General features: G+C 58.3%; 29 protein-coding genes and 1 pseudogene. 5 read left to right on the plus strand and 25 right to left on the minus strand.

From position 1 onward, the window contains the following. Positions 1-171: 171 nt before the first annotated feature. The 7 genes from tsaD to coaA form a co-directional block, all read right to left on the minus strand. Positions 172-1251, minus strand: a complete 1080-nt coding sequence (gene tsaD, locus ACWICV_RS05785; RefSeq protein WP_400288494.1) for a tRNA (adenosine(37)-N6)-threonylcarbamoyltransferase complex transferase subunit TsaD — start codon at positions 1249-1251, stop codon at positions 172-174. Then, positions 1248-1739, minus strand: coding sequence for a ribosomal protein S18-alanine N-acetyltransferase (gene rimI / locus ACWICV_RS05790; protein WP_400288495.1), 492 nt, complete (start codon positions 1737-1739; stop codon positions 1248-1250). Before rimI ends, tsaD begins: the two co-directional genes overlap by 4 nt. Then, positions 1739-2413, minus strand: coding sequence for a tRNA (adenosine(37)-N6)-threonylcarbamoyltransferase complex dimerization subunit type 1 TsaB (gene tsaB / locus ACWICV_RS05795; protein WP_400288497.1), 675 nt, complete (start codon positions 2411-2413; stop codon positions 1739-1741). The genes rimI and tsaB overlap by 1 nt, the downstream gene beginning before the upstream one ends. Beyond that, a complete protein-coding gene (gene tsaE / locus ACWICV_RS05800) occupies positions 2406-2984 on the minus strand; it encodes a tRNA (adenosine(37)-N6)-threonylcarbamoyltransferase complex ATPase subunit type 1 TsaE (protein ID WP_105657687.1) in 579 nt (192 codons plus the stop codon). The genes tsaB and tsaE overlap by 8 nt, the downstream gene beginning before the upstream one ends. Beyond that, the gene (gene alr, locus ACWICV_RS05805; RefSeq protein ID WP_133833636.1) at positions 2977-4176 is read right to left on the minus strand and encodes an alanine racemase; all 1200 of its coding nucleotides are present in this window, start codon (positions 4174-4176) and stop codon (positions 2977-2979) included. Before alr ends, tsaE begins: the two co-directional genes overlap by 8 nt. A 144-nt stretch (positions 4177-4320) precedes the next feature. Beyond that, positions 4321-4719: a large conductance mechanosensitive channel protein MscL gene (mscL, locus tag ACWICV_RS05810; RefSeq protein ID WP_105657635.1), complete on the minus strand. Its 399-nt coding sequence runs from the start codon at positions 4717-4719 to the stop codon at positions 4321-4323. Between the two features lie 110 nt (positions 4720-4829). After that, on the minus strand, positions 4830-5789 hold the full coding sequence (gene coaA, locus ACWICV_RS05815; RefSeq protein ID WP_105657688.1) for a type I pantothenate kinase: 960 nt from the start codon (positions 5787-5789) through the stop codon (positions 4830-4832). 167 nt (positions 5790-5956) lie between these two features. Here coaA and glmS point away from each other — a divergent pair, with 167 nt between their 5' ends. The 3 genes from glmS (at position 5957) to ACWICV_RS05830 (ending at position 9876) form a co-directional block, all read left to right on the plus strand. Further along, positions 5957-7828 carry a glutamine--fructose-6-phosphate transaminase (isomerizing) gene (gene glmS / locus ACWICV_RS05820; protein ID WP_332487181.1) on the plus strand — a complete coding sequence of 624 codons (1872 nt, stop codon included), beginning with the start codon at positions 5957-5959 and terminating at the stop codon, positions 7826-7828. A gap of 87 nt (positions 7829-7915) precedes the next feature. Further along, positions 7916-8266 carry a holo-ACP synthase gene (locus ACWICV_RS05825; protein WP_105657637.1) on the plus strand — a complete coding sequence of 117 codons (351 nt, stop codon included), beginning with the start codon at positions 7916-7918 and terminating at the stop codon, positions 8264-8266. A 161-nt stretch (positions 8267-8427) separates the two neighbouring features. After that, positions 8428-9876: an NAD(P)H-hydrate dehydratase gene (locus tag ACWICV_RS05830; protein WP_400288499.1), complete on the plus strand. Its 1449-nt coding sequence runs from the start codon at positions 8428-8430 to the stop codon at positions 9874-9876. A 13-nt stretch (positions 9877-9889) separates the two neighbouring features. Here ACWICV_RS05830 and ACWICV_RS05835 read toward each other — a convergent pair whose 3' ends face one another. The 6 genes from ACWICV_RS05835 to truA form a co-directional block, all read right to left on the minus strand. Continuing rightward, positions 9890-10597, minus strand: a complete 708-nt coding sequence (locus tag ACWICV_RS05835; protein WP_402470545.1) for an SDR family NAD(P)-dependent oxidoreductase — start codon at positions 10595-10597, stop codon at positions 9890-9892. Positions 10598-10655: 58 nt separating this feature from the next. Next, on the minus strand, positions 10656-12029 hold the full coding sequence (locus ACWICV_RS05840; protein ID WP_454090620.1) for a UDP-glucose dehydrogenase family protein: 1374 nt from the start codon (positions 12027-12029) through the stop codon (positions 10656-10658). Between the two features lie 148 nt (positions 12030-12177). After that, positions 12178-13524 (minus strand): phosphoglucosamine mutase, encoded by a 1347-nt coding sequence (glmM, locus tag ACWICV_RS05845; RefSeq protein ID WP_105657641.1) that lies wholly within the window; start codon positions 13522-13524, stop codon positions 12178-12180. Between the two features lie 169 nt (positions 13525-13693). Next, complete coding sequence (gene rpsI / locus ACWICV_RS05850) at positions 13694-14194, minus strand: 30S ribosomal protein S9 (RefSeq protein ID WP_060702200.1); 501 nt, start codon at positions 14192-14194, stop codon at positions 13694-13696. A 38-nt stretch (positions 14195-14232) separates the two neighbouring features. Continuing rightward, positions 14233-14676, minus strand: a complete 444-nt coding sequence (gene rplM / locus ACWICV_RS05855) for a 50S ribosomal protein L13 (RefSeq protein ID WP_105657642.1) — start codon at positions 14674-14676, stop codon at positions 14233-14235. A gap of 325 nt (positions 14677-15001) precedes the next feature. Next, entirely contained in the window at positions 15002-15937 is a 936-nt protein-coding gene (gene truA, locus ACWICV_RS05860; protein ID WP_286134203.1) for a tRNA pseudouridine(38-40) synthase TruA, read from the minus strand. 168 nt (positions 15938-16105) lie between these two features. Here truA and ACWICV_RS05865 point away from each other — a divergent pair, with 168 nt between their 5' ends. Both ACWICV_RS05865 and ACWICV_RS05870 read left to right on the plus strand, forming a co-directional pair. Continuing rightward, positions 16106-16558 carry a ferritin family protein gene (locus ACWICV_RS05865; RefSeq protein ID WP_400288511.1) on the plus strand — a complete coding sequence of 151 codons (453 nt, stop codon included), beginning with the start codon at positions 16106-16108 and terminating at the stop codon, positions 16556-16558. A 127-nt stretch (positions 16559-16685) separates the two neighbouring features. Next, positions 16686-17126, plus strand: a complete 441-nt coding sequence (locus tag ACWICV_RS05870; RefSeq protein WP_400288514.1) for a hypothetical protein — start codon at positions 16686-16688, stop codon at positions 17124-17126. Between the two features lie 166 nt (positions 17127-17292). On the opposite strand, the pseudogene rplQ reads toward ACWICV_RS05870, so the two are convergent. The 12 genes and pseudogenes from rplQ to rpsE all read right to left on the minus strand — a co-directional run. Further along, a pseudogene (gene rplQ / locus ACWICV_RS05875) lies at positions 17293-17733 on the minus strand (50S ribosomal protein L17); the annotation flags it as partial. Between the two features lie 82 nt (positions 17734-17815). Further along, positions 17816-18817, minus strand: coding sequence for a DNA-directed RNA polymerase subunit alpha (locus tag ACWICV_RS05880; protein ID WP_105657647.1), 1002 nt, complete (start codon positions 18815-18817; stop codon positions 17816-17818). 170 nt (positions 18818-18987) lie between these two features. Beyond that, a complete protein-coding gene (gene rpsK, locus ACWICV_RS05885) occupies positions 18988-19389 on the minus strand; it encodes a 30S ribosomal protein S11 (protein ID WP_038992179.1) in 402 nt (133 codons plus the stop codon). Between the two features lie 43 nt (positions 19390-19432). Next, complete coding sequence (gene rpsM / locus ACWICV_RS05890) at positions 19433-19807, minus strand: 30S ribosomal protein S13 (protein ID WP_105657648.1); 375 nt, start codon at positions 19805-19807, stop codon at positions 19433-19435. Positions 19808-19955: 148 nt separating this feature from the next. Beyond that, positions 19956-20069, minus strand: a complete 114-nt coding sequence (rpmJ, locus tag ACWICV_RS05895; protein ID WP_013349661.1) for a 50S ribosomal protein L36 — start codon at positions 20067-20069, stop codon at positions 19956-19958. 125 nt (positions 20070-20194) lie between these two features. Continuing rightward, positions 20195-20416 carry a translation initiation factor IF-1 gene (gene infA / locus ACWICV_RS05900; protein ID WP_013349662.1) on the minus strand — a complete coding sequence of 74 codons (222 nt, stop codon included), beginning with the start codon at positions 20414-20416 and terminating at the stop codon, positions 20195-20197. A 230-nt stretch (positions 20417-20646) separates the two neighbouring features. Then, on the minus strand, positions 20647-21480 hold the full coding sequence (gene map, locus ACWICV_RS05905) for a type I methionyl aminopeptidase (protein ID WP_105657649.1): 834 nt from the start codon (positions 21478-21480) through the stop codon (positions 20647-20649). A 145-nt stretch (positions 21481-21625) separates the two neighbouring features. After that, on the minus strand, positions 21626-22198 hold the full coding sequence (locus tag ACWICV_RS05910; RefSeq protein WP_105657650.1) for an adenylate kinase: 573 nt from the start codon (positions 22196-22198) through the stop codon (positions 21626-21628). Continuing rightward, complete coding sequence (secY, locus tag ACWICV_RS05915) at positions 22195-23499, minus strand: preprotein translocase subunit SecY (protein WP_105657651.1); 1305 nt, start codon at positions 23497-23499, stop codon at positions 22195-22197. The genes ACWICV_RS05910 and secY overlap by 4 nt, the downstream gene beginning before the upstream one ends. Before the next feature lie 256 nt (positions 23500-23755). Continuing rightward, positions 23756-24208 carry a 50S ribosomal protein L15 gene (gene rplO / locus ACWICV_RS05920; RefSeq protein ID WP_105657652.1) on the minus strand — a complete coding sequence of 151 codons (453 nt, stop codon included), beginning with the start codon at positions 24206-24208 and terminating at the stop codon, positions 23756-23758. 2 nt (positions 24209-24210) lie between these two features. Next, positions 24211-24417, minus strand: a complete 207-nt coding sequence (rpmD, locus tag ACWICV_RS05925; protein ID WP_073705901.1) for a 50S ribosomal protein L30 — start codon at positions 24415-24417, stop codon at positions 24211-24213. Between the two features lie 3 nt (positions 24418-24420). After that, a complete protein-coding gene (rpsE, locus tag ACWICV_RS05930) occupies positions 24421-25098 on the minus strand; it encodes a 30S ribosomal protein S5 (RefSeq protein ID WP_181148849.1) in 678 nt (225 codons plus the stop codon). Positions 25099-25117 lie beyond the last annotated feature (19 nt).

The raw sequence follows: 25117 nt of genomic DNA on the forward strand, positions 1-25117 counted from the left end.
GTCTTGCTGTTCGCTTTTCCACTCAGTGGCTCATGACCCCGTTAGGAGTTTTGTTTAGTCTTGGACCGACAGATCTTGACTACGAATGCCGATTAGGATGGACAACCCTAGAAATTAGTTTGGGGTCCACCGCCTGTACGTGGTGGCCCCAAACTGAGGTTGCTCAGGTGTCTAGCTTCGAGAATTCAAAACGATGTTCGTTACCGGCTGCGAAGAGTCGGTTGCGAATTCCAGCCCAGACGGAGAAACGCCATCAGCAACCAGCTGCGCGCCGAGAGCTGCAACCATTCCGCCGTTGTCCGTGCACAAACTAAACGGAGGAACCACCAAGGCTATGCCCGCAGAGGCACATCGGGCCGCCAGAAGTTCACGCAAGCGGGTATTCGCCGCCACTCCCCCGCCCAGAAGCAGAGTCTTCAGTCCCTGTTCCTTCATCGCCCGGACTGCCTTCGACGTGATCACGTCAACGACTGCTTCCTGGAATGACGCAGCAATATCAGCGACAGGAATTTCTTCTCCGTTGGCCTCGAAGTGCTCGACGCAGCGGGCTACAGCAGTCTTCAGTCCTGAGAACGAGAAGTTGTTGCGGTGCTTGCCAGGATTCTCGGCACTGCCCACGAACTTCGGCAGCGACAAGCCACGAGGGAACCGGAATGCCTTTCGGTCTCCATCCTTGGCCGCCTTGTCGATAGCCGGTCCACCTGGATACCCAAGACCCAGCAAACGAGCAGTCTTGTCATAGGCTTCACCGGCTGCATCATCAATTGTGGAGCCCAACAGCTGCACGTCGTTAGTCAGCGAAGTGACCTTCAAGATTTCGGTATGCCCGCCTGAGACCAGCAGTGCCCCGAAAGTAGGCGGCAATACGGTTCCTTCGAGAACGCCAACACCTACGTGAGCAACCAAGTGGTTGATCCCGTACAGCGGTTTGCCGGTAGCCAGGGCCAAGGCTTTGGCCGCTGATACGCCAACCATGAGGGCGCCGGCCAGGCCGGGACCGCTGGTCACGGCGATGGCATCAATGTCCTCAAGAGTCAGCTCCGCGGTATCCAAGGCGGACTGCAAGGTAGGCACGAAGGCTTCCAAATGTGCTCGCGCAGCGATCTCGGGAATCACGCCACCAAAGCGTACATGCTCATCCATGGAGCTGGAGACAGCGTTAGCCAGAAGCTTGTTGCCGCGTACGATGCCCACGCCGGTTTCATCGCAGGAGGACTCAATGCCTAGTACTACGGGTTCGGTGATGCTCATGCGTTGCGTTCTTCCTCTTGTCCTTGCTGTGCATCCAGCGGGAGTCTCATAATTAGTGCATCAACCCCGCCTTTGTAGTACCCCTTGCGGCGGTGGATGGTGGTGAATCCGATGGATTCATACAGGCCAATAGCAGTGGGGTTATCAAAGCGGACTTCGAGCATCACATCCAGTGCATTTTTCTCACCAGCCGTCTTGATCAGCAGGGACAATAGCTTGCGTCCCAGGCCTCGACCTTGGTAATCAGGGTGCATGGCGATGGTCTGCACATCGGCAATCGGCAAAACCACGCACAGGCCGGCATAGCCGATAACTCGACCAGAGTCTTCATAGACCCAGTAGGTGCGGGTGTCGCGCTGCGCTAGCTCGGATTCGAAACCAGCCAGTGGCCATGCATCCTCGGGAAACAGCTGCTGTTCCAGCTCGTGGACGGCCAGCAGATCCTCGGCAACCATGGGACGCAGGATGACCTGGTTCGCCTCGTTCATCACTTAGCCTGCTTCATGAACGCCGGAACCTGTGCATCGGATTCACGCAGGTACTGCGGCGAAGTGTCAGACAGATCCTTGCCCGCAGCCAGATCGCTTATGCCTCGGCGGACGAGGTAGCCAGCGTTTGCAATCCATTCAAAGGACTCAGGCATGGGCTTGGCCCCGGCTTCTTCCAATTGCTCGGCATAGATTCCGGCGCCAATGCCGTAGACCGGGAATGCAGGAAGGGCTGAAGCAGCTGAAACATGCGGGCCATCAACCATGGCTCCGTCCTGGTCGTAGCGAGCCCAGTACACTTCTTTGCGGCGCGCATCGGAAGCCACAATGAACTGTGCCGGAGCCTCGCCTGCATCCAGCACCTGTTCGGCGAGCGCATGCAAGGACATCACACCATGCACGGGTACCTGCCATACGAAGCCGAAGGTACGCGCGGCAACCAAGCCAACGCGCAGGCCGGTGAACGGGCCCGGCCCTACGCCAACGATAATGCCAGCAAGGTCTTGGCCTTTCTTTCCATGAGCGTCCAAGAGTTCCTTGACGTATGCCGACAGGGTTTCGGTCTGGTCGTTCCCCTTGGATGAAACCCGCTGGTCGACAACTAAACCGGTGGCTTTGTCAACCAGTGCCACCGATGCGTTGGCGGAGGTGTCGATAGCTAAGTAGTTAGGCATGCTTCTCTTCCGTGTGCTGCGCAGTTACTGCAGACAGCAAAGTGTCTTTCAACTGGGCAAAGGTGTCCTCGTCCCAGCGCGGGCCGATCCCCTTCAGGCTGAACAACCGCGGCTCGTCCAGCTCTTCCTCCGATTCTTCCCACGGGTTGGCACTCGGTGCGGCCAGGGCTTCGCGGTCCAGCTGGATTTCCAGACGCGAGTCCGTGAGATGTTCCACCTTGCCCAGCCCCCACTCCACAACGGTGACTGAATCAGCCAGCGTTGATTCGAGATCCAGGGTGTCCACGTCGTCGTGGCCCTTCAAGCGGTAGGCATCCACGTGGATCAGTCCGGGGCCATCGCCTAGCGCCGGGTGCTGGCGGGCCAAAACGAATGTAGGCGAGATGATTCCCTCGCGTACATTCAGTCCCACGCCCAGTGACTGAGTCAGGGTCGTCTTACCAGCGCCCAAGGCCCCGGTAAGAATCACCAAGTCTCCGGCTTTGAGCTGGGCACCAAGAGCTTCCCCCAGCGCTTCGGTAACAGTGAGGTCATCTAGTTGGCAGGAGAATTCCCGCACCGGGTTACTCACCGGCTTCACCCCAGCTGCCCTCGATGTAGTAGCGGGGCACGCGCGGAGAAATGCGGGTTACCACTTCGTAGTTGATGGTGTTCGCCGCATAGGCCCAAGTGTTCACCGACTGCCCGCCTTTACCGAAGATAATCGCCTCGGCGCCGAGGAAGTCCTCAGGCTTGATGTCCGCGCCCAGATCAATGACGCACTGGTCCATGGCGATGCGTCCGCGTACCGGGTAGGTGCGTCCGTTAACTGTTACCGGCGCACCTGTTGCGATGCGCGGCAAACCGTCTGCATAGCCCATGGGGATCAGCCCGAGGTAGGTCTCCGCTTCAGTCTTGTAATTAAGGCCGTAGGACACGCCCTGCCCCGGATGGACCTTCTTGACGTTAGCCACGCGGGTCTTCACTGTCATGGCTGGACGCAGGCCGAAACTTTCTGGCGAGTCGGTTTCAAAGGGGCTCAGGCCATACAGGCCCAACCCCAAGCGCACCATGTCGTGGTGCGAATCAGGTCGCGAAAGGATACCCGGCGTATTGGCGATATGGCGCACTTCAAGATCGAAGCCGGCTGCTTCTACCAGTTCTATGGCCTTGTTGAAGATTTCCAGCTGCTCGTCCGTTTCGGGCCGCTCTGGCTCATCTGCGACCGCGAGGTGGGAGAAGATGCCAACTACGCGCAGCAGTCCTTCTTCTTGGAAGTCGCTGGCGCGGTTCAACAGATCAGGCAGGGCATCCATAGTGGAGCCATTGCGGCCAAGTCCTGTGTCCACCTTGATGTGGATACGTGCCGGTGTCTGCACGGCACGTGCTGCGGCGGCAACGTATTCCAGCTCCCAGCCTGAGACTCCCAGATCAAGACCGGCATCAATGGCGGCCTCGAATGGGGTGTCCTCGGTGTGCAGCCAGGCCATCATGGGAGCATCGATGCCCGCTTCACGCAGGGCGAGAGCTTCCGTGGCATGGGCACACCCGATCCAGCGGGCGCCGCCCTCCAAGGCGGCCTTGGCTACGGGAATAGCTCCATGGCCGTAGGCGTCTGCTTTGACGACGGCCATAACTGCAGCTGGGGCTACAACATCAGAAATCTGCTTGACGTTGTTGCGGATGGCCGACAAGTCAATGACTGCACGACGTTCAAATCCGATAGCCTGTGCACCGCTGGTGCTGTTTGTCAGGTTGCTTTCTTCAAGCGCTTCAGAGTTCACCTAATCATCTTCGCACTTTTCGGTTCCGCTTGCCTTGTCCACCCGTGCGCAGTTCGGCACATAGTGCGAGTTAAAGTCGGAAGGGGCGGACCCAAGCAACTGTGTTGCTGGGTCCGCCCCTTGGAGACGGATATTTGTCAGGGCTTAGCGCAGAGTCTTCAGCTCGTCGCGGATCTGGGCGAGCAGCTCCAGCTGTGGATCTACTTCTTCCTCTGGCTCTTCTGCACCGGCAGCGCGGCGTGCAGCCAGTCGCTCGTTGAGCTTGGTCATTGGCAGAACCAGCGCGAAGTAGACAGCTGCAGCAATCAGCAGGAAGTTGACCAGTGCAGTCAGGAAGACACCGAACTTGATGTCAACGCCGTCAATGGTTAGCAACAAGAAGCTGTCGAAGTTTGGAGATCCAACCAGGGCGGCGATCAATGGCATCAGCACATTATCGACCAAGGCGGTGACTACGGCGCCGAAGGCAGCGCCGATAACAACAGCAACGGCCAGATCGACAACGTTGCCCTTCATAATAAAATCGCGGAAACCTTTTAGCATGGTTAGAGCATACACAGGAAAATCACAGCACGACTACGAATTTGGGCTCCGATCTGTAATAGTTCGGCAAGCTCACAGAAATCGTTAGCTTAAATATCAGCTGAAGAAGCCTAGATTTTCCTCAATAGCATCCTGCGCACCGAGTGATCCGCCGCCTTGCGCAGTACTAATTGCGCCCGCCCGCGCGTAGGCAAGACGTTTTCCCTGAGGTTCGGCTCGTTAATGCGCTTCCAGATACCGTGAGCAGTTTCCCGTGCCTCGACATCAGTGAGCTGGGCATAGCGGTGGAAGTAGCTGGCAGGGTCGGAGAAGGCACCGGAGCGCAGACGCATGAACCGCTTGATGTACCACTCTTCGATATCCGCGGTACGCGCATCCACATAGACGGAGAAGTCGAAGAAGTCGCTCAGGGCCAGGCCCACGGTTCCATCGGAACGGGTTCGAGCAGGCTGCAATACGTTCAGTCCCTCGACAATCAATACCTGCGGTGAGCGGATTACATTGCGCTCCCCCGGGATGATGTCGTAGGTCAGGTGCGAGTAGACCGGAGCACTTACTTCTGGGGCACCAGACTTTACCGCCGAGACAAAGCGCAGCAGCGCCCGCCGGTCATAGGATTCGGGGAACCCCTTGCGGTGCATGATCCCGCGGCGCTCAAGCTCGGCATTCGGGTACAAGAAGCCATCAGTGGTTATGAGCTGGACATCAGGCGTATGCGGCCAGCGGCGCAGCATTTCCTGCAGAACACGGGCAGTTGTGGACTTTCCCACGGCAACCGAGCCGGCGACGCCGATGACAAAAGGTGTGCGGCTGGTCTGCTCGCCCAAGAAGGTAGTGGTTGCCTGATGCGTCGCGCCGGCACCCTCAACATAAAGCGACAGCAGGCGGCTCAGTGGCAGGTAGACGTCCCGGACCTCTTGCAAGTCCAGCTGGTCGCCGAGGCCGCGTAGCCGCTCAATGTCCGAATAATTCAGCGGCTGTTCCATTTGATTGGACAGGCGCGCCCATGTCTCGCGCTCCAGTTCAACGAAAGGCGAGATAGGCGTTTCAAGTGTTCCGTGTGGTTCCACGAGGGTAAATTCTGCCAAGAATATGCTCCATATCCCAATTAACAACATCAACAAGGCAATTGGATTAGTCAAAAAACGGCCGACTGGTGATCTAAGACATAGGTAATTTTGAGTGCTCCGACACGATTATTCCCATCGATGGGCATTGAACCGGTAGGATTTTTCCCATGTGCGGAATTGTTGGATATGCAGGAACCTCGAGCCAGGTCGCCGATCATGGCGCCCTCGACGTTCTAATTGAAGGTTTGCGTCGGTTGGAATACCGCGGCTACGACTCGGCTGGTGTCGCTGTTGTTGCCGATGGCGCAATTCATTCTCGTAAGAAGGCCGGCAAGCTGGTCAATCTGGAAAATGAAATTGCCGAGTCCCCATTGCCTAAGTCGATGACCGGCATTGGGCATACCCGTTGGGCAACCCACGGTGGTCCGAGCGATCAGAACGCTCACCCACACCTGGCCGATGGTGGCAAGCTTGCCATGATCCACAACGGAATTATTGAAAACTTCGCCGGCATCAAGGCCGGCTTGGCAGCCGAGGGCGTTGAATTCCTCTCGGATACCGATACCGAGGTTGCCGCAGCTCTGCTGGGCAAGCTCTACAGCTCCGAGGCCGAAGGCGATTTGACCCGCGCCATGCAGCTTGCTGTTCAGCAGCTCGAAGGTGCTTTCACCCTCTTGGCAGTTCACCAGGACCACCCAGGTGTTGTCGTTGCGGCTCGCCGCAACTCCCCTCTGGTTCTCGGTCTGGGCGATGGCGAAAACTTCCTGGGTTCGGATGTCTCCGGCTTCATCGACTTCACCCGTCGTGCCGTAGAACTGGGCCAGGACCAGATCGTAACCATCACCCCGGATAACCATTCCATCACCGACTTCGACGGCAACCCGGCCGAAGGCAAGGAATTCACCGTTGACTGGGATGCAGCCAGCGCTGAAAAGGGCGGCTTCCCATCCTTCATGGAGAAGGAAATCTTCGACCAGCCTGCAGCTGTTGCCGACACCCTGCTGGGCCGCTCGGACGCTGATGGCCGACTGACCCTGGACGAACTGCGTATCGCTCCAGAGGAACTGGCCGAAATCTCCAAGATTGTTGTTCTTGCTTGCGGCACCTCGGCATATGCCGGCTCCGTGGCCAAGTACGCTATCGAGTCCTGGTGCCGTATCCCGGTAGAAGTTGAGCTCTCCCACGAGTTCCGCTACCGCGAGCCAATCGTGGACGAAAAGACCCTGATCGTTTCGATCTCCCAGTCCGGCGAAACCATGGACACCTTGATGGCTGTGCGTTACGCCAAGGAGCAGGGCGCCAAGACCATGTCGATCTGCAACACCAACGGATCGACCATCCCACGCGAATCGGATGCGGTGCTGTACACCCACGCTGGTCCGGAAATTGCTGTGGCTTCCACCAAGGCATTCCTGGCACAGATCACCGCAACCTACCTGCTGGGCCTGTACCTGGCGCAGCTGCGCGGCAACCTGTTCCAGGGCCAGATCAAGGACATCCTTGCCGACCTGGGCAAGATCCCTTCCAAGATCCAGGACGTCCTGGACCGCGCGGAAGAGATCAAGGATCTGGCACGCAACATGTCAGATGCCAACTCCGTGCTGTTCCTGGGCCGCCACGTAGGCTACCCGGTAGCAATGGAAGGCGCCTTGAAGCTCAAGGAAATCGCCTACATCCATGCTGAAGGCTTCGCCGCTGGCGAGCTGAAGCACGGACCTATCGCCCTGATCGACGATGGCCAGCCAGTGTTCGTCGTAGTTCCTTCCCCTCGTGGTCGCGACTCGCTGCACTCCAAGGTTGTCTCCAATATCCAGGAAGTGCGCGCCCGTGGCGCTAAGACCCTGGTTATTGCCGAAGATGGCGATGCTGCGGTCAAGGACTTCTCCGAGTGGGTCTTCTACGTGCCAGAAACCCCAACCCTGCTGATGCCTCTGCTGGCCACCGTGCCACTGCAGATCTTCGCTTGCGAACTGGCATCCGCCAAGGGCTTCGATGTCGACCAGCCACGCAACTTGGCCAAGTCGGTGACCGTGGAGTAATCCACCGAGCACCAGAATTGCGGGCATTCCCTTTCCGAGAATGCCCGCAATTTTTATGCCCTGCAAGCACTGGATAAACTGATAGGCATGATTGCAGGAATTGGAGTGGACATCGTTGATGTGCCGCGTTTTGGCCGCCAGCTCGAGAAGACTCCACGCTTGCGTGAACGGCTCTTCACCGAAGAAGAGCGGGGCCTGCCCCTGCGATCCCTGGCGGCCCGCTTCGCGGCCAAGGAAGCCATCGCCAAGGCGCTGGGAGCTCCTGCGGGCATGAACTGGCAGGACTGCACTATCCGCAAAGATGAAGCCGGTGATCCCCAGGTTCACAACACTGGTTCAGTGGCCGCTGCCAGCGAGCTGCGTGGCATCAAATCATGGCATCTGACCATGTCCCACGATGGAGATATGGCTATCGCAATGGTGGTTGCAGAACGCTAGGCACCAACGCCACGACGAAAGAATAACGACACGCATCTCATTAAATAGGGCATCGCACAGGTGCCTTGAGTATTGTTTGTCTTATGATTCCTGTCTACAGTGTTGCGCAAATTCGTGCGGTTGAAGCCCAGGAGAACTCCAAGCGGGGCGAGACCAGCTTAATGAAGCAAGCAGCCGCCCATTTGGCTTCAACGGCAGTCGCCATGCTGATCGAGAATTCCAGCGCCGATCCGGCTTTCGTGGTGGCGCTTATCGGCCCGGGCAACAACGGTGGAGATGGCTTGTATGCACTGGCAGAGCTCCAACTGCAGAAGATTTCCACTCTGGCTCTGCAGTGCCACGAACAGATCCATGCCGAAGGTGCTGCAGCATATCAAGCTGCCGGCGGTACCGTGCTGGACCTCTCCGACGGTCAAGGCGAATTAGCTAATGCCTCGCTCATTATTGACGCCATCTACGGCCTTGGATACCGTGCCGGCTCTGATTTGCCGAAGCTTCCTGCTGGCGCACGGGTGTTGGCCTGCGATATTCCTTCAGGCCTGGATCCTGAAACGGGCGTTGCGCAGGACTCTGTTCTTCGCGCAGAACGCACGGTAACTTTCGGTGCCATGAAATCCGGTCTTCTGTCTGTAGACGGACCGCTGGTTACCGGTGACATTACCGTGGCAGATCTCGAATTCGACTTTTCTTCCGTCCAAGCTGGAACGCAGCTTGTGGACGAGGTGGCCACTCGCGAGCTGCTGGACCAGCACCGCTCTTGGCGGGATGCCGGACGGCACAAGTACCAGCGTGGAGTCCTGGGACTCATCGCCGGTTCCGGCCTTTATCCCGGAGCTGCTCAGCTGACCGCCAAGGCCGCTGTAGCCTGCGGCGTCGGATTGCTTCGCACCCACGTGCCAGAATCCATTCAGCCGCTCATGGCCGTCGCCGTGCCGGAGTCCGTGCCACTGGATGATGAGCAGATCAAGGAAGCGCTGTCTTCCTCCCGCCGTCAGATTCACGGCAAGGGCGCCAAGATCAAGGCTTGGGCCATTGGCCCGGGCTTGGATGGACGCACTCCCCCGACTGGCGCCATCGCTGATGTCTTTACCAGCCCGCAGCCGGCCGTCATTGACGCGTCCGGATTGGAAGTCGTTCCTGCCGGCCCAAGCGAGCAGCCTCGCGTGCTGACGCCTCATGCCAAGGAACTGCGCATGCTGCTCAGCCGCGCTGGAGTGAAGATCACTCCCGATGAGATTTCCCAGGACCCGATTCGCTGGACCCGGTGGGCCGCCCTGGCATACAACGCCGTGGTCCTGCTCAAGGGACCAACCAGCTACATTGTGGCCCCCAATGGCGACAGCCTGATGGTGAGCCACTCGGCACCAGAATTGGCCACTGCAGGCAGCGGCGATGTCCTGACCGGCATCCTGGGCTACATGCTCTCCGACAGCTCGCTCACGGGCACCGAAGGCCTGCGAACCGTGCCTAACCGCCGCATGATGGAACTGACCGCGTGTGCCGCTTACATTCATGGCCACCTGGGCCGGGTGACCGCTTCAGAGGGAACTGTCAATGCTTCGCGCCTGATCGAGAACCTGCCTAAGGTCATGAAGCAGTTCGGCTTCTAGGCTCTGGGTCCCTCTAGAGGCCGCCAGAAACTTTGAGAACGCTGCCGGTGGTGTAGGCGGCTTCGCTAGACAATAGCCAAGCCACCGCACCGGCTACTTCTGTCGGCTTGCCTGCGCGTCCCATCGGGATCGTCTCGGCGATTTGCGCAGGGCGCTGTGGATCCTCATGGAATTCAGTCCAAAGCGTTCCCGGGCTAACCGCATTCACTCGGATGCCGTCCTTAGCCAGTTCCTTGGACAGTCCCACTGTCAAGGCTTCTACTCCGGCCTTGGCTGCAGCGTAATGCACGTACGTAAAGGGGCTTCCGGATTCAGCCGCCACCGATGAAATGTTCACGATTGCACCACCGCCATGTGACCGGAGCAGGGGCAGCGCATATTTAATGCAGGTAATTGGGCCCAGAAGGTTCACGTTCAGATCCGCGGCGATATCGGTCAACTCGTTGTCTGCCAGATTTCCGATGGCCGTCGCTGATCCCGCGTTGTTTACCAGTCCTTCAAGTTCACCAATGTCCTTCACTCGGGCGAAGAACCTTGCCACTGATTCTTCATTGGCGCAGTCGATCTGCAGGACATGGCAAATAGCGCCGAGCTCACGGACTTTATCTGCCACTGCCTGCGCCGATTTCTCATCCTGCCTGTAGCCGATGATCAAGTTGCGGTCGGTGGCTAGACGCACCGCAATCGCGGCTCCTAAGCCACGACCACCGCCGGTGACCACAGTGTATGCCATGAGGCTCGCTCTCTCTTGCAGTTGCGGTCGCGTACCGCAGCTAGCTTCAGGAAGCCTGTACCGGAATCGAGGTAGTTGCCGGAGCCATGTTGCCCAGCTCGAAGTATTCACCCGGACCGGTAACAGTCCAGCCCTGATTCCGCCATTCAGGGCGGTCCAGGACGTTGCGCCCGTCAATCAGCTGCTTGTTGGCCACTACATCCGCCAGATCCGACGGATTCAGTTCGCGGAATTCATTCCATTCGGTCAGCACCAAGGTCAGGTCCGCATCCTTCGCCGCTTCCTTGAAGGAATCAACGTAGTTCAAGCGCGGGAAACGGCCGGCAGCGTTGGCGTTGCCTTCTGGGTCGTAGACCGAGACTTCAGCGCCCTCGTTGTACAGGCGGACGGCGATATCCAGTGCTGGCGAGTCCCGCACATCATCGCTGTTCGGCTTGAAAGTCACGCCGAGTACGCAGACATGCTTGCCTGCCAGCTCATTGCCCAGCATGTGCGAGGCCAGCGAGACCACGCGGTCACGGCGTCGCAAATTGATCTGGTCGACTTCAGCCAAGAAGCCCATGGTCTGGCTCAGGCCAAGTTCGCTGACGCGTGCTTGGAGGGCTCGAATGTCCTTGGGCAGGCAACCGCCACCGAAGCCCACTCCAGCGTTCAGGAAACGGCGTCCAATGCGCTTATCGTGGCCAATGGCGTCGGCAAGGACCTTGATGTCGCCGCCTACGGTTTCAGTCACCTCCGCAAAGGCGTTGATGAAAGAAATCTTGGTAGCCAGGAAGGCGTTGGCTGCAACCTTGACCAGTTCTGCAGTCTCCAGGTCCGTGGCGATCTCCGGAGTATCCAAGGCAAGGATCGGTGCATAGACTTTGCGCAGCAGTTCCAGTCCGCGTTTATGCTCCAGGCCGTAGACGAGGCGATCGGGGCGCAGGGTATCCTGGACGGCGAAGCCTTCGCGAAGGAACTCTGGATTCCATGCCAGCGCGATGCTGCTTCCGTTCTTGGCGTCCTGGGCAATTTTCTCGCTCAGCCGGCGTGCGGTGCCCACCGGCACGGTGGACTTGCCGACAATCAGCGCTTCGCCGGTGATGTGCTCCAGCAGCGAATCCACGGCACCGTCTACGTAGGACATGTCTGCTGATTGCGAGTCGGCGCGCTGCGGGGTGCCCACGGTGATGAAGTGGATATCCGCGCCGGCAGCGACTTCTGCGTAGCTGTCGGTGAAGCGCAGGCGTCCGGAGGCCACATGCTTGCGCAGCAGTTCTGGCAGGCCTGGCTCGTGGAAGGGCAGAACGCCAGCGGCCAGTGCTTCCAGCTTGGCTTTGTCTACGTCCAGTCCAATGACTTCATAGCCCAGTTCAGCCATGCAGGCGGCATGGGTTGCACCGAGGTAGCCGGTGCCGATCACGCTGATGCGTAAAGTCACGAAAGTCCTTCTCTCCGAGAACGCGAACCGATATCAGTTTCTATTAGTTAGCATGCCACACCCCCGCAGCCTGTTCCGGCGTGGAACGCGCTGCGGGGGTGTGAGTTTTCTTGATATTTACGTGTTGGTTGCTGGGAAGCTACTGGGCCTAGAGGGCCAGATGCTCCTTGACCGATCCTGCCAGAGCTTCGGCTTCGGCCTGGGCCTGCTCGTGGGTAGCCGCCTCGACCATGACGCGAACTACTGGCTCGGTCCCCGACGGACGCAGCAGCACACGGCCGGTGGTGCCCAAGCGTGCCTCAGCAGCGGCAATTGCCCGCTGCAGCGGTTCGCATTCTGGAACGCTGGCCTTGTCTACGCCGCGTACGTTGATCAGCACCTGTGGCAGGACGGTCAGCACGGCAGCAAGTTCCTTCAGGGTCTTGCCGGTAGCCTTCACGCGGGCCGCAATCATCAGGCCGGTCAGCACGCCGTCGCCGGTGGTGGCGTGCTTGGAGAAGATCACGTGGCCGGATTGCTCGCCACCCAGGGAGTAATCGCCTTCGCGCATGCCTTCGAGCACGTAGCGGTCACCCACGCCGGTCTGCTTAACAGTGATGCCTGCTGCTTCCATGGCCAGGGTCAGGCCGAGGTTGCTCATCACGGTGGCAACCAGGGTGTTGTCCTTGAGTTCGCCGCGGTCCTTCATGTCCAGTGCCATCACGGCCATGATCTGGTCACCGTCGACGACGGTGCCTTCATGGTCTACTGCAAGACAGCGGTCAGCGTCGCCGTCGTGCGCGATGCCCAGGTCCGCGCCGTGCTCCAGCACAGCGGCCTGCAGCTTCTCCAGGTGGGTGGAGCCGTAGCCATCATTGATGTTGATGCCGTCTGGATCTGCGCCAATCACGACGATCTCGGCGCCGGCAGCCTTGAACACCTCTGGGGAGCAGCCCGAAGCAGCGCCGTGGGCGCAGTCCAGAACTACCTTCATGCCATCCAGCCGGTTGGGCAGTGCCTGCAGCAGATGCATGATGTAGCGGTCCTCAGCGTCGGCGAAACGCGAGACCCGACCTACCTCACCACCGGTTGGGCGTGGCTTTGGCATCTTCAAGCAGGCTTCGATGGCATCTTCCAGCGCATCGTCCAGCTTCTTGCCGCCACGGGCCAAGAACTTAATACCGTTATCCGGAGCCGCGTTGTGCGAGGCGGAGATCATGACACCGAAATCGGCGTTCAGGTCCCCTACCAGGAATGCCGCCGCAGGAGTCGGCAGCGTGCCGGCATCCATGACGTCTACGCCGGAGGCGGCCAGGCCGGCCTCAATTGCGGCAGACAGGAAGTCACCACTGATGCGCGGGTCCTTGGCAACCACAGCGACCGGCTTGTAGCCGTCCTCTGGCTGGCTCAAGCCCAGCACCACCGATGCCGCCTGCGCCAGTTCCAGCGCGAGCTCGGGAGTTAACAGTTCGTTTGCTTTTCCTCGGACCCCATCGGTCCCAAATAACCTTGCCATCGCCTTCAATCATATGCCCTCTGCATTGATTTAAACGGCTTAAGGTCCCGCATTGGCAGTGAGATGAAAAAAGATTAATGGGATCTTGCAGTCTTCTGCGTTAAAAGGCCAAAGGCCCCGGCGTCCTTTGCAGGATGCCAGGGCCTTTGGAAAGACCTTGAAGCAAGGTTTAGCGCTTCGAGAACTGCGAAGCCTTACGTGCCTTCTTCAGACCAGCCTTCTTGCGCTCGATGACGCGTGCGTCACGGGTCAAGTAGCCAGCCTTCTTCAGGGTTGCGCGGTTTGCATCGCGATCGATCTCGTTCAGCGAGCGAGCGATACCCAAACGCAGTGCACCGGCCTGGCCGGAAATGCCGCCACCGTTGATACGAGCGATAACGTCGTAAGCACCCTCAAGACCAAGGATCTTGAAAGGCTCGTTGACGTCCTGCTGGTGCAGCTTGTTAGGGAAGAAGTTCTCCAGGGTGCGACCGTTAACGGTCCACTTGCCGGTGCCTGGTACCAGGCGAACGCGGGCGATAGCCTGCTTGCGACGGCCAACTGCTGCACCTGGAACGGTCAGCGGAGCGCGCTCGGTTTCGGCAACTACAGCCGAAGCAGAGGTCTCGGTGGTGTAAGTCGAAGGGGTCTCGCCTTCGAATTCAGTGGTTTCTTCAGCGTTCTGAGCCACGATAATCTCCTATTAAGTATTTCTTCTCGGGGCCAGGACTACTGAGCGACCTGGGTGATTTCCAGTGCCTTTGGCGACTGAGCAGCGTGTGGGTGCTCGGCGCCGCGGTAGACCTTCAGCTTCGACAGCTGGGCATCGGAAAGCTTGTTCTTAGGCAGCATGCCCTTGATGGCCTTCTCAACAGCCAGTACTGGGTTCTTTTCCAGCAGGTCTGCGTAGTTGATGCTCTTCAGGCCACCTGGGAAACCGGAGTGGCGGTAAGCGCGCTTGTTCAGCAGCTTCTTACCGGTCAGTGCAACCTTGTCTGCATTGATGATGATGACATGGTCGCCCATGTCCATGTGTGCAGCATAGGTTGGCTTGTGCTTGCCGCGCAGCAGGGTTGCGGCCTGGACGGCGAGACGGCCGAGTACTACGTCGGTGGCGTCAATGACAAACCACTGACGAGTCTGGTCAGCCGGCTTTGGGGTGTACGTACGCACAGTAATTGCCTTACGTTGATTCGTTTCTGGTCAAACAGTCGCTTGGCTGAAGGCGGTGAGATCCCCCAGTGACAGGCACTGTCGTGTTGTTCTTGTGTTTAGACCAGTACGCCAGGTGAGGACTGATGATAACCGGCCGTCCATATATTGTTCGCACACCCAGCAGACCAGCGACTATGCAACTAAGCCGTCACGCTTGGGCGTGTAGTGTCGAACGTGGACATACACAACTCATAAAAGTTTAGCGGATTAAAGTGTTTCCGGCCAAAAAAGCATGTACGTCGTGAGCAACAACACCCTTAAGATCCCGGGGATTATCGGCTAATCAGCTTTCCATGCAGGCTTCGTCAACCTCAGCTTCGGTTCGCCGTGCGCGGGTCAGGAGTGCTCGTTCTGCCAGTTCTTCAGCCTCTGGGTAGTAGACCTCTTCGAGGACCAGGGCCCGCGGGTGCGAAAGCTTGGTCTTGGAGTCGCGGACCATCTGTTCCAGCCGCTGGGCCAGGAACCCCGGTTGCTCACGCCCGTCCCCCACCATCATCGCGGCACCGATTAGCGCACGGACCATGTTGTGGCAGAAGGCATCGGCCTTCAAATGGGCCAGTACCAAGCCGTCGGCTCCACGGGTGAAGGTGAATTCCTGCAGGGTACGAATGGTCGTGGCATGCGGACGGGGCTTGCAGTAGGTCAAGAAGTCGTGGCGGCCCAGCACGCTTTGCGCCTCGCGATTCATCGCCTCGACATCCAGCTCTTCACGGTGCCACGTCGTCAGGTGCCGGGTCAGTGGATCCCAGCGCTGCTGCCCATCGGCAATCCGGTAGGAGTAGCGGCGGGCCAGCGCGGAGAAGCGGGCATCGAAGCCTTCTGGTGCGCGTTCGGCTTCATGCACCCAAACGGCACCATCTTGACGGCCAAGGATGCCGTTGATGCGGCGTACGAGCGCAGGACCGGGAGCCAAGGGCGCCTTGCGTGGCAGTCCCGCGTATTCTTCCTCGGTCAAATCGAAGTGCACCACCTGGTGGCGGGCATGCACACCTGCATCGGTGCGTCCGGCAACAACCACGCGCACGCGGCGCCGGATCATCATTTCCAGGGCCTCTTCAACCAGCTGCTGCACGCCCAAGACATTGGGCTGGCGAGCCCAACCGCTATAGGCGGCACCGTCGTATCCGAGCACCATGCGCATGCGGATCCATGCTGGTGCTGCAGTGGCCCCCAATGCGGTGGTGCCCATTGGATCGATGCTTTCTGGCTGAGTACTCATGTATTCAATTATGCGTAAGCAGACGCGCAACCGTCGAATCAAGTGCCCGCCTTCACGCCGTTATCCACAGGCGCCAAAACGAGAGCTGCTGCCGGAAGTAGCCGATGTGCATTCCACGGACCTGCCACGCAGGCGGCTGGTTCACCAGCACCATTCTAAGGACTCGCCATGTTCAGGAATGCAGTTAGCTTTATCGCGATATCCGCTGCTGTCCCGCTCTGCTTAAGCGGTTGCAGTTCGGGACAGCTGAGCACAAAGCAATCATGCGCCCTCATTAATGAACTGGCCGTAGAGCATTCCATAGAGGAAAAGTGGGCGCTGGCATATATGGGAATTCTTGCGCAGAATTCACAACCTGCGATTGAGGCTATGGAAACAGCCATCGGCATCTACCGGGAAGTCTCCGAGCAAACTGGCGATAGGCACTTGCGCACTGCATTGCGGTCCGAAATCGAAAACTACCAAGACTTCATTGACCTCATTGCCAATCGCTCCTTTGACGATCCAACGCTCGCGTCAGACGTTGAGGCAGCCGAGGGCGGACTGCAAGATCAATACACCGACTATGTGCGTGAAACGTGCCCAGCTTCCGCTTCTGAACCTGATCGGTCCGCTTCTTAGGAAACCGCTGCTTGCCGATCCGCTCATGTCATACACTGCCTGTAATAACTCCTGATTATAGAATAAACAGGTACTTATCGGTGCCTCACGTGCTGGGCCATCGGATCATCATCGTCTAAGGATCTCAATGTCGAAAAAGTTCGCGGCATCTGCCGCTGCGCTCACCCTTGCATCTGTCATGCTCACTGGTTGCAGTGCAGGCAAACTGTCCACCGAGGAAACCTGCGTTTACATCAACGACCAGGTGGCTGAACGCGGACTGCAGAAGAAGGCGGAGGACTCCAGCGCAGAGCTCTTGGCTGGCGATACATCGGCTTATGCCGAGATCATGAACGAGTTCGATTCCATCCTGGGCGAAGCCGCTGAGAACACGAAGGACAACAAGCTTGCCACGTCCTTGAATGCGGCATCGGAACAGACCAAGAAAATGGCTGGCCTGATGGCTGAGGGCAACAGCAGCAACATGATGGAAATTTCGCAGAAGATCGCCGAACTGGATACGGCTGAGGCTTCCGAGGCTACCGAATACCTGAATACGGCTTGCCCGGACATGGATTCGTTCAGCTAGGCAATTCCAAGATGCGGATGCCCCTGCCCTCCAACTGACGGGCAAGATCACCCGCGTCTTCACGCAAACAGGCATAAAAAAAGATTCCCGTTGGTTCCTTGCGGATCCAACGGGAATCTTTTTCGCCTTTGCAGGCGAGAGAGCATTAGCTCGAAGGGGCTTAGGCCTCTTCGGTCTCAGCAGCCTTCTCGGTAGCCTTGGTGGCTTCCTTGACGACAGCCTGCTTTGGCGAAACTGGCTCCATCACGAGCTCGATAACAGCCATAGGAGCGTTGTCGCCCTTGCGGTTACCGATCTTGGTGATGCGGGTGTAGCCACCCTCGCGGTTTGCCATTGCTGGTGCGATGTTCTCGAACAGTTCGTGAACGATCGACTTGTTGGTGCGCGAACGCGAAGCGATGACGGCCTGGACGCGGCGACGCGAAGCCAGGTCTCCGCGCTTAGCGAAGGTGATCAGGCGCTCTGCGTGTGGACGCAGACGCTTGGCACGGGTCAGGGTGGTGGTGATCTTCTTGTTCTCGAAGAGCTGTGCCGACATGTTAGCGAAAATCAATCGCTCATGTGCTGCACTGCCGCCGAGACGCGGACCCTTGGTAGGGGTAGGCATTGTGGTTCTCCTAGATGAATAACCCGTACTGGACGAATATTTCGTTCAGTCGGATGAAGTAGTGTGTCGCTAGACGCGGGTCTTACAGACCTTCGTCGTATTCGTCGCCATCGTCGATGGCGCTACGAGCGGCCAGATCGAAGCCTGGAGGGGAATCCTTCAGGGCCAGACCCAGTTCAACCAGCTTGGCCTTGACTTCGTCAATGGACTTCGCACCGAAGTTGCGGATGTCCATCAAGTCGGCCTCGGAGCGGGTTACGAGTTCACCCACAGAGTGGATGCCCTCACGCTTCAAGCAGTTGTACGAACGAACGGTGAGTTCCAGATCCTCGATCGGCAGCGCCATGTCAGCAGCCATAGCTGCATCGGTTGGCGATGGACCGATTTCGATACCTTCAGCCTGAGTGTTCAGTTCGCGGAACAAACCGAACAGCTCAACCAGGGTGGTACCTGCGGATGCAACTGCATCGCGCGGGGTGATCGATTCCTTGGTCTCCACGTCAACGATCAAACGATCGAAGTCGGTGCGCTGCTCGACACGGGTTGCTTCCACGCGGAAGGTCACCTTCAACACTGGGGAGTAGATCGAATCAACTGGGATTCGACCGATCTCGCCATCAATGTTCTTGTTCTGAGCGGCAGACACATAGCCACGGCCGCGCTCAATGGTCAGTTCCATGTCGAACTTGCCATTGGCGTTGAGGGTGGCGATGTGCAGATCAGGGTTGTGGAACTCCACACCTGCTGGAGGGGTGATGTCCGCTGCAGTAACGATGCCCGGGCCCTGCTTGCGCAGGTAGGCAACGACTGGCTCGTCGTGCTCGGAAGATACCGACAGGTTCTTGATGTTCAAGACCAGTTCGGTGACATCTTCCTTGACACCGGCTACGGTGGTGAACTCATGCAGTACACCGTCAATTCGAACACTGGTGACAGAAGCACCAGGAATCGAAGAGAGCAGGGTACGGCGGAGCGAGTTACCAAGGGTGTAGCCAAAGCCTGGCTCCAGTGGTTCGATAACGAACCGGGAGCGGTTTTCGGCAACTACTTCTTCGGTCAGGGTTGGGCGCTGCGTAATGAGCACTTACATTTCCTTTCAGCGAGCGTCCGCTATATGACGCCTCACGGGGGTGGAAACGACGGTAGCCTGAGGTGGCCGTTCGTCTTTTTGCAGGCTAATAAGTCCAAGATAGTCACCGGAGCACCCACGAGTGAATGCTTCGGTGACTTCTTAGGCTAAGCCTAGCGAATCAATTAGACGCGGCGACGCTTCGATGGGCGGCAACCGTTGTGAGCGCTTGGGGAAACATCCTGGATGGATCCAACCTCAAGGCCAGCAGCCTGCAGCGAACGGATCGCGGTTTCGCGTCCCGAGCCTGGGCCCTTGACGAAAACGTCAACCTTGCGCATGCCGTGCTCCTGAGCGCGCTTTGCAGCGGACTCAGCAGCCATCTGGGCAGCGTATGGGGTCGACTTGCGCGAACCCTTCATGCCTACCTCGCCGGCCGAAGCCCACGAGATAACAGCGCCAGTCGGATCGGTGATCGATACGATGGTGTTGTTGAAGGTGCTCTTGATATGCGCCTGTCCCTGCGCAATATTCTTTTTGTCCTTGCGACGCGGCTTACGTACCGCTCCACGAGTCTTTGGGGGCATTTCTTCTCCTACGAAAAAAGTATTTGAACTAGATCGCTAAGATTTAGCGAGTCTTCTTCTTACCTGCGACGGTACGCTTCGGGCCCTTACGGGTACGTGCGTTGGTCTTGGTGCGCTGACCGCGGACCGGCAGGCCCTTACGGTGACGAATACCTTCGTAGGATCCGATCTCAACCTTGCGGCGAATGTCAGCCTGAACCTCACGGCGCAGGTCACCTTCAACCTTGTAGGTGCCTTCGACGAAGTCGCGCAGCTGCACGAGCTGGTCATCGGTGAGATCCTTGACGCGAGTGTCCGGGCTGATGCCGGTCGCTGCGATGGTCTCTTCTGCACGGGTCTTGCCCACGCCGTAGATGTAAGTCAGCGCGATAATTACGCGCTTCTCGCGTGGAATGTCCACGCCTGCTAAACGAGCCAAGTGGCTACCTTTCAACGAACGGAGGTCTGGAGCAGTACCTTCCGTGATTGCTCACGGCCCCGGCCTCCGAATCCGGGGGTACACCAGGACTTTCGTCCTAGCTGATACTGCCTAATTGACTACGCGTGGGAATCCCGTAAAAACGGAATTAGCCCTGACGCTGCTTGTGGCGTGGGTTCTCGCAGATCACCATGACCACGCCGTTACGACGGATCACCTTGCACTTGTCGCAGATCGGCTTCACGCTAGGGTTAACCTTCAAGGCTTTGTCCTTTTGCGGTTGCAGTTAAATGTGGAGCAGTAAAAAGCTTTGTCCAAGAACATCATTCAGCGGCCGTAGCACAAGATTGTGCTTCGCACGCTGGGAAAGTCTTGGATTCTGCAGATTTACTTGTAGCGGTAAACGATGCGACCTCGGTTGAGGTCGTATGGGCTCATTTCAACCTGCACTCGGTCCTCTGGGAGGATTCGAATGTAGTGCTGACGCATCTTACCCGAGATAGTGGCGAGCACTACGTGTCCATTCGGCAGCTCCACGCGGAACATCGCGTTCGGCAGTGCTTCCGAGACGGTGCCCTCTACCTGGATGACGCCTTCCTTCTTGCCCATTTTCCCCGCTAACTTTTTTTGTTGGCAATTTCCACCAACAAGTAATTGGTTCTGGTCCTTGATCCCTGTACCGAAAACCCGAGGGTTTTAGGCGCAATTAAATCAGGAACCAACAAACAACGATACGGCATTAGTCCACACAGTGCCAATCGTTCATTGACATTTAAAATGTTAGATCCAGCACGCCACAGCCATGTGGCGTACTGGATCCGATGATTTGCCGGCTGGTGCTAGCCCTGGATCGGCGATGGGGTGACGCCGAATGGGGCCAGCCCGGCCGCTCCCCCATCGTGCGCGGTCAATACCCAGATGCCGCCCATGTGGAATGCCACGGTGTGCTCCCACTGCGAGGCGTTGGACTTGTCGTTGGTGACAACGGTCCAGTCGTCTTCCAGCACGGAGGTCTCGATGCCACCGCGAACCAGCATTGGCTCGATGGCCAAGCACATGCCCGGCTTGATGCGCGGGCCGCGGTGCCCCGAGTTGTAGTTCAGCACATCCGGTGCCATGTGCATCTGCGAACCGATGCCATGGCCGCAGTAATCCTCGAGGATGCCCAGCTCGTCGCCTGGCTGGCTGGTGACGAAGTCATCGATGGCCTGGCCGATCTGGCCGATGAAGCGTGCGTTGGCCGCCGCGGCGATGCCGGCCCACATGGCCTGCTCGGTGATGTCGCTCAGGCGCTGGTCAGCTGGGTCGATGTTCTCGCCCACCAGCACGGTGCGTGCCGAGTCGGAGTGCCAGCCGTCGATAATGGCGCCGCCATCGATCTTCAGCACGTCGCCGTCCTTCAGCTCGTAGTCCGATGGGAAGCCGTGGACTACCTCGTGATTGACCGAAGCGCAGATGTTCGCTGGGAAGCCATGGTAGCCAAGGAAGTTGCTGGTCGCGTTGTGGCGTTCGAGCACCTTGCCAAAGGCCTGGTTGATCTCTTCGGTCCGCACCCCGGGCCGAGCCATCGCAACGGCTTCGTCCAGCGCTTCAGCCAGCACCAATCCGGCCTGGCGCATCTTCAGGATCTCGGAGTTGGATTTGTACTCGATTTTCGGCTGTCCTAAAGCCAATGTGATTCCCCTGCCTCAAAGTGTGATGTCCTTGCCGCGTGCCGCTGCCGGCAACCGCAAGGTCCATCAATGCAAAAAGTGCGCAGGGACCGGGCTGCAACATCCATTGTTGCTGCACGGTCCCTGCGCGTTGTAACGCTTGTGTCTAGGCGTTGACGTTCAACGCTGCAAGAACACGCTCGGTGACTTCGTCGATAGCGCCCAGGCCGTCGACCTTGCGCACGATGCCGCGTTCCTCGTAGCGCTCCACAACGACGCGAGTCTCGTCGTTGTACAGGCCCAGGCGGTGGCGGATGACCTCTTCGGTGTCATCGGCGCGGCCTTCGATCTGCGCACGCTTCAGCAGACGGGCTACCAGCTCGTCGTCATCAGCGGTCAGCTGCAGCACTGCGTCCAGGGCGATGCCCTTGTTGGCCAGCATCGCATCCAGCGCGTCCACCTGCGCACTGGTGCGCGGGTAGCCATCGAGCAGGAAGCCCTTGGCGACATCGTCCTGGTTCAGGCGGTCTTCAACCATGTTGTTGGTGACCGAATCAGGTACAAAGTCTCCGTTGTCAATGTACTTGCTGGCTTCGAGACCCAGCGGGGTGCCGCCCTTGACGTTGGCACGGAAGATGTCGCCGGTCGAGATGGCGACAATGTCCAAGCGCTCGGAGATCTTTACGGCCTGGGTGCCTTTGCCGGCACCCGGTGGTCCAATAATAAGCAGTCGACTCATCGCAGAAGCCCTTCATAGTTCCGTTGCTGCATTTGAGCATTGATTTGCTTGACGGTTTCCAAACCCACACCAACCATAATCAGGATCGATGTACCGCCAAATGGGAAGCTTTGGTCAGCGTTGAACAGCACGAAGGCAATCAGCGGGATCAACGCAACGAACGCAAGGTACAACGCGCCCGGGAAGGTAATACGGGAAATCACGTACTGCAGGTAATCGGCGGTCGGACGACCAGCACGAATGCCCGGAATGAATCCGCCGTACTTCTTCATGTTGTCGGCGACCTCTTCAGGGTTGAAGGTAATCGCAACATAGAAGTAGGTGAAGCCGATGATCATCAAGGTGTACACCAGCATGTACCACGGCGATGAAGTCGCCGAGTGCTCCTGCAGCCACATCGCCCACTGGGGCAAGGTGCCATCATCGTTCTGGTTGAACTGAACGATCATCTGCGGCAAAGCCAGGATGGAGCTGGCGAAAATCACTGGGATCACGTTCGCCATATTCAGCTTCAAAGGAATATAGGTGGAGGTGCCGCCCACGGTGCGGCGTCCCACGGTGCGCTTGGCGTACTGCACCGGAACACGTCGCTGGGACTGCTCGACGAAGACCACCAGAGCAACAATCAACAAGCCCACCAGCAGCACGCCAATGAAGGTCATGATGCCCTGCGCCTGGAAGATGGCGCCCATCGAGGATGGGAAACCCGAAGCGATGGAGATGAAGATCAGGATGGACATGCCGTTGCCGATGCCACGCTCGGTGATCAACTCGCCCATCCACATGATCAGGCCGGTGCCTGCGGTAAGGGTGATGATCATCAGCAGGATGACAATCAACGAGTCATCCGGGACCAGCGGAAGGGTACAGCTTGGGAACAGGCTGCCGGTACGGGCCAGGGTGACCAAGGTGGTTCCCTGAAGCAGTGCCAAGGCGATGGTCAGGTAACGCGTGTACTGCGTCATCTTGGCCTGGCCGGCCTGGCCTTCCTTGTGCAGGGCCTCGAAGTGCGGGATCACCACACGCAGCAACTGGACGATAATTGCCGCAGTAATGTACGGCATGATTCCCATTGCGAAAACCGAGACCTGCAACAGGGCGCCGCCGCTGAACAGGTTCACGAATGAATAAAGTCCACCGGTGGTTTCACCCATTGCCAGACACTGCTGAACGTTGCTGTAATCAATGCCCGGAGCGGGAATGAATACACCGACACGATAGATCGCAATGATCCCAAGCGTGAACAGCAACTTGTTGCGCAGATCAGGCGTCCGAAAAACTCGGGCTATGGCGCTGAACAAGCGTCCTCCTGAAGTAAGTGCTTGAGCCTGAGGAAGAGATTCTTCCCAGACCTAACGATTCTAGCGGTCTGTTAGGCAATCCTGCCAAATGCGCCACACGAAATGCACACAAATGTTTGCAGGAATGATCCTAAACCGACTAATCAGCCAAGCAATTATAAGAAATCTTAGAATGTTTCGCCGAGAGAAAAAGAAAGTCCCGGTTCACGTTGATTGCTCAACGCGAACCGGGACCATTCAAAGGCTTGACCCTGTATTAGAGGGTGTTTGCCGAGCCGCCAGCAGCAGCGATCTTCTCGGAAGCGGAAGTCGAGAAGGCGTTAACCTTCACGTCAACCTTAACCGTGATGTCGCCGGTGCCCAGCACCTTGACAGGCTGGTTCTTGCGAACGGCGCCCTTGGCAACCAGTGCCTCGACGGTGACTTCGCCACCTTCTGGGAACAGTTCCGAGATCTTGTCCAGGTTTACAACCTGGAACTCGACGCGGAATGGGTTCTTGAAGCCGCGCAGCTTTGGCAGACGCATGTGCAGCGGAAGCTGACCACCTGCGAAGCCTGCCTTCACCTGGTAACGAGCCTTGGTACCCTTGGTACCGCGACCTGCGGTCTTACCCTTGGAGCCCTCACCGCGACCCACGCGGGTCTTAGCGGTCTTGGCACCCTCAGCTGGGCGCAGGTGGTGAACCTTAAGTGCTTTTTCTTCAGCCATCTCTACTTCGCCTCCTCGACCTTCAGCAGGTGTGGGACCTTGTTGACCATGCCAACAGTCACAGGATCGGCGGTGCGAACAACGGTGTGACCGATGCGCTTCAGACCCAGCGAGCGAACAACGTCGCGCTGGCTCTGGTTTCCACCAATGATGGACTTGACCTGGGTGATTGCCAGCTTGGCATCGCTTGGAACAATGTTCTTAGCCATTGATTAAGCACCTGCCTTCTGGGCCTGGATGTGACGCAGCATTGCTGCTGGTGCAACCTCGTCCAGCGGAAGACCGCGGCGAGCTGCAACAGCTTCAGGCTCTTCCAGAGCCTTCAGTGCAGCAATGGTGCCCTGAACGATGTTGATCTGGTTCTGCGAACCCATCGACTTCGACAGGATGTCGTGGATGCCTGCGCATTCCAACACGGCGCGCACTGGGCCACCGGCGATAACACCGGTACCAGGAGCTGCTGGACGGAGCAAGACAACGCCAGCGGCGGCCTCACCCTTGACCAGGTGTGGAATGGTGGTGCCAACGCGTGGAACGCGGAAGAAGGACTTCTTGGCCTCTTCTACGCCCTTTGCGATAGCAGCAGGAACTTCCTTGGCCTTACCGTAGCCAACGCCGACCATACCGTTGCCGTCGCCAACGACCACAAGTGCGGTGAAGCTGAAGCGACGACCACCCTTGACGACCTTGGAGACGCGGTTGATAGCTACAACGCGCTCAAGGAACTTGTCCTTGTCTTCGTTGCGGCTATCCTTCTGGTCGCGACCACGACCGCGGCCTTCGCCACGTCCACGGCCTTCACCACGACCGCGGCCTTCGCCGCGACGGGATCCTGCGTTCTCGGTAGCGGGAGCCGATGCAGTCTCGACTGCTTCAGTAGCTTCAGACACCTGAGTTTCCTTCTTGTTA

Source organism: Glutamicibacter sp. NPDC055354, from assembly GCF_053644955.1.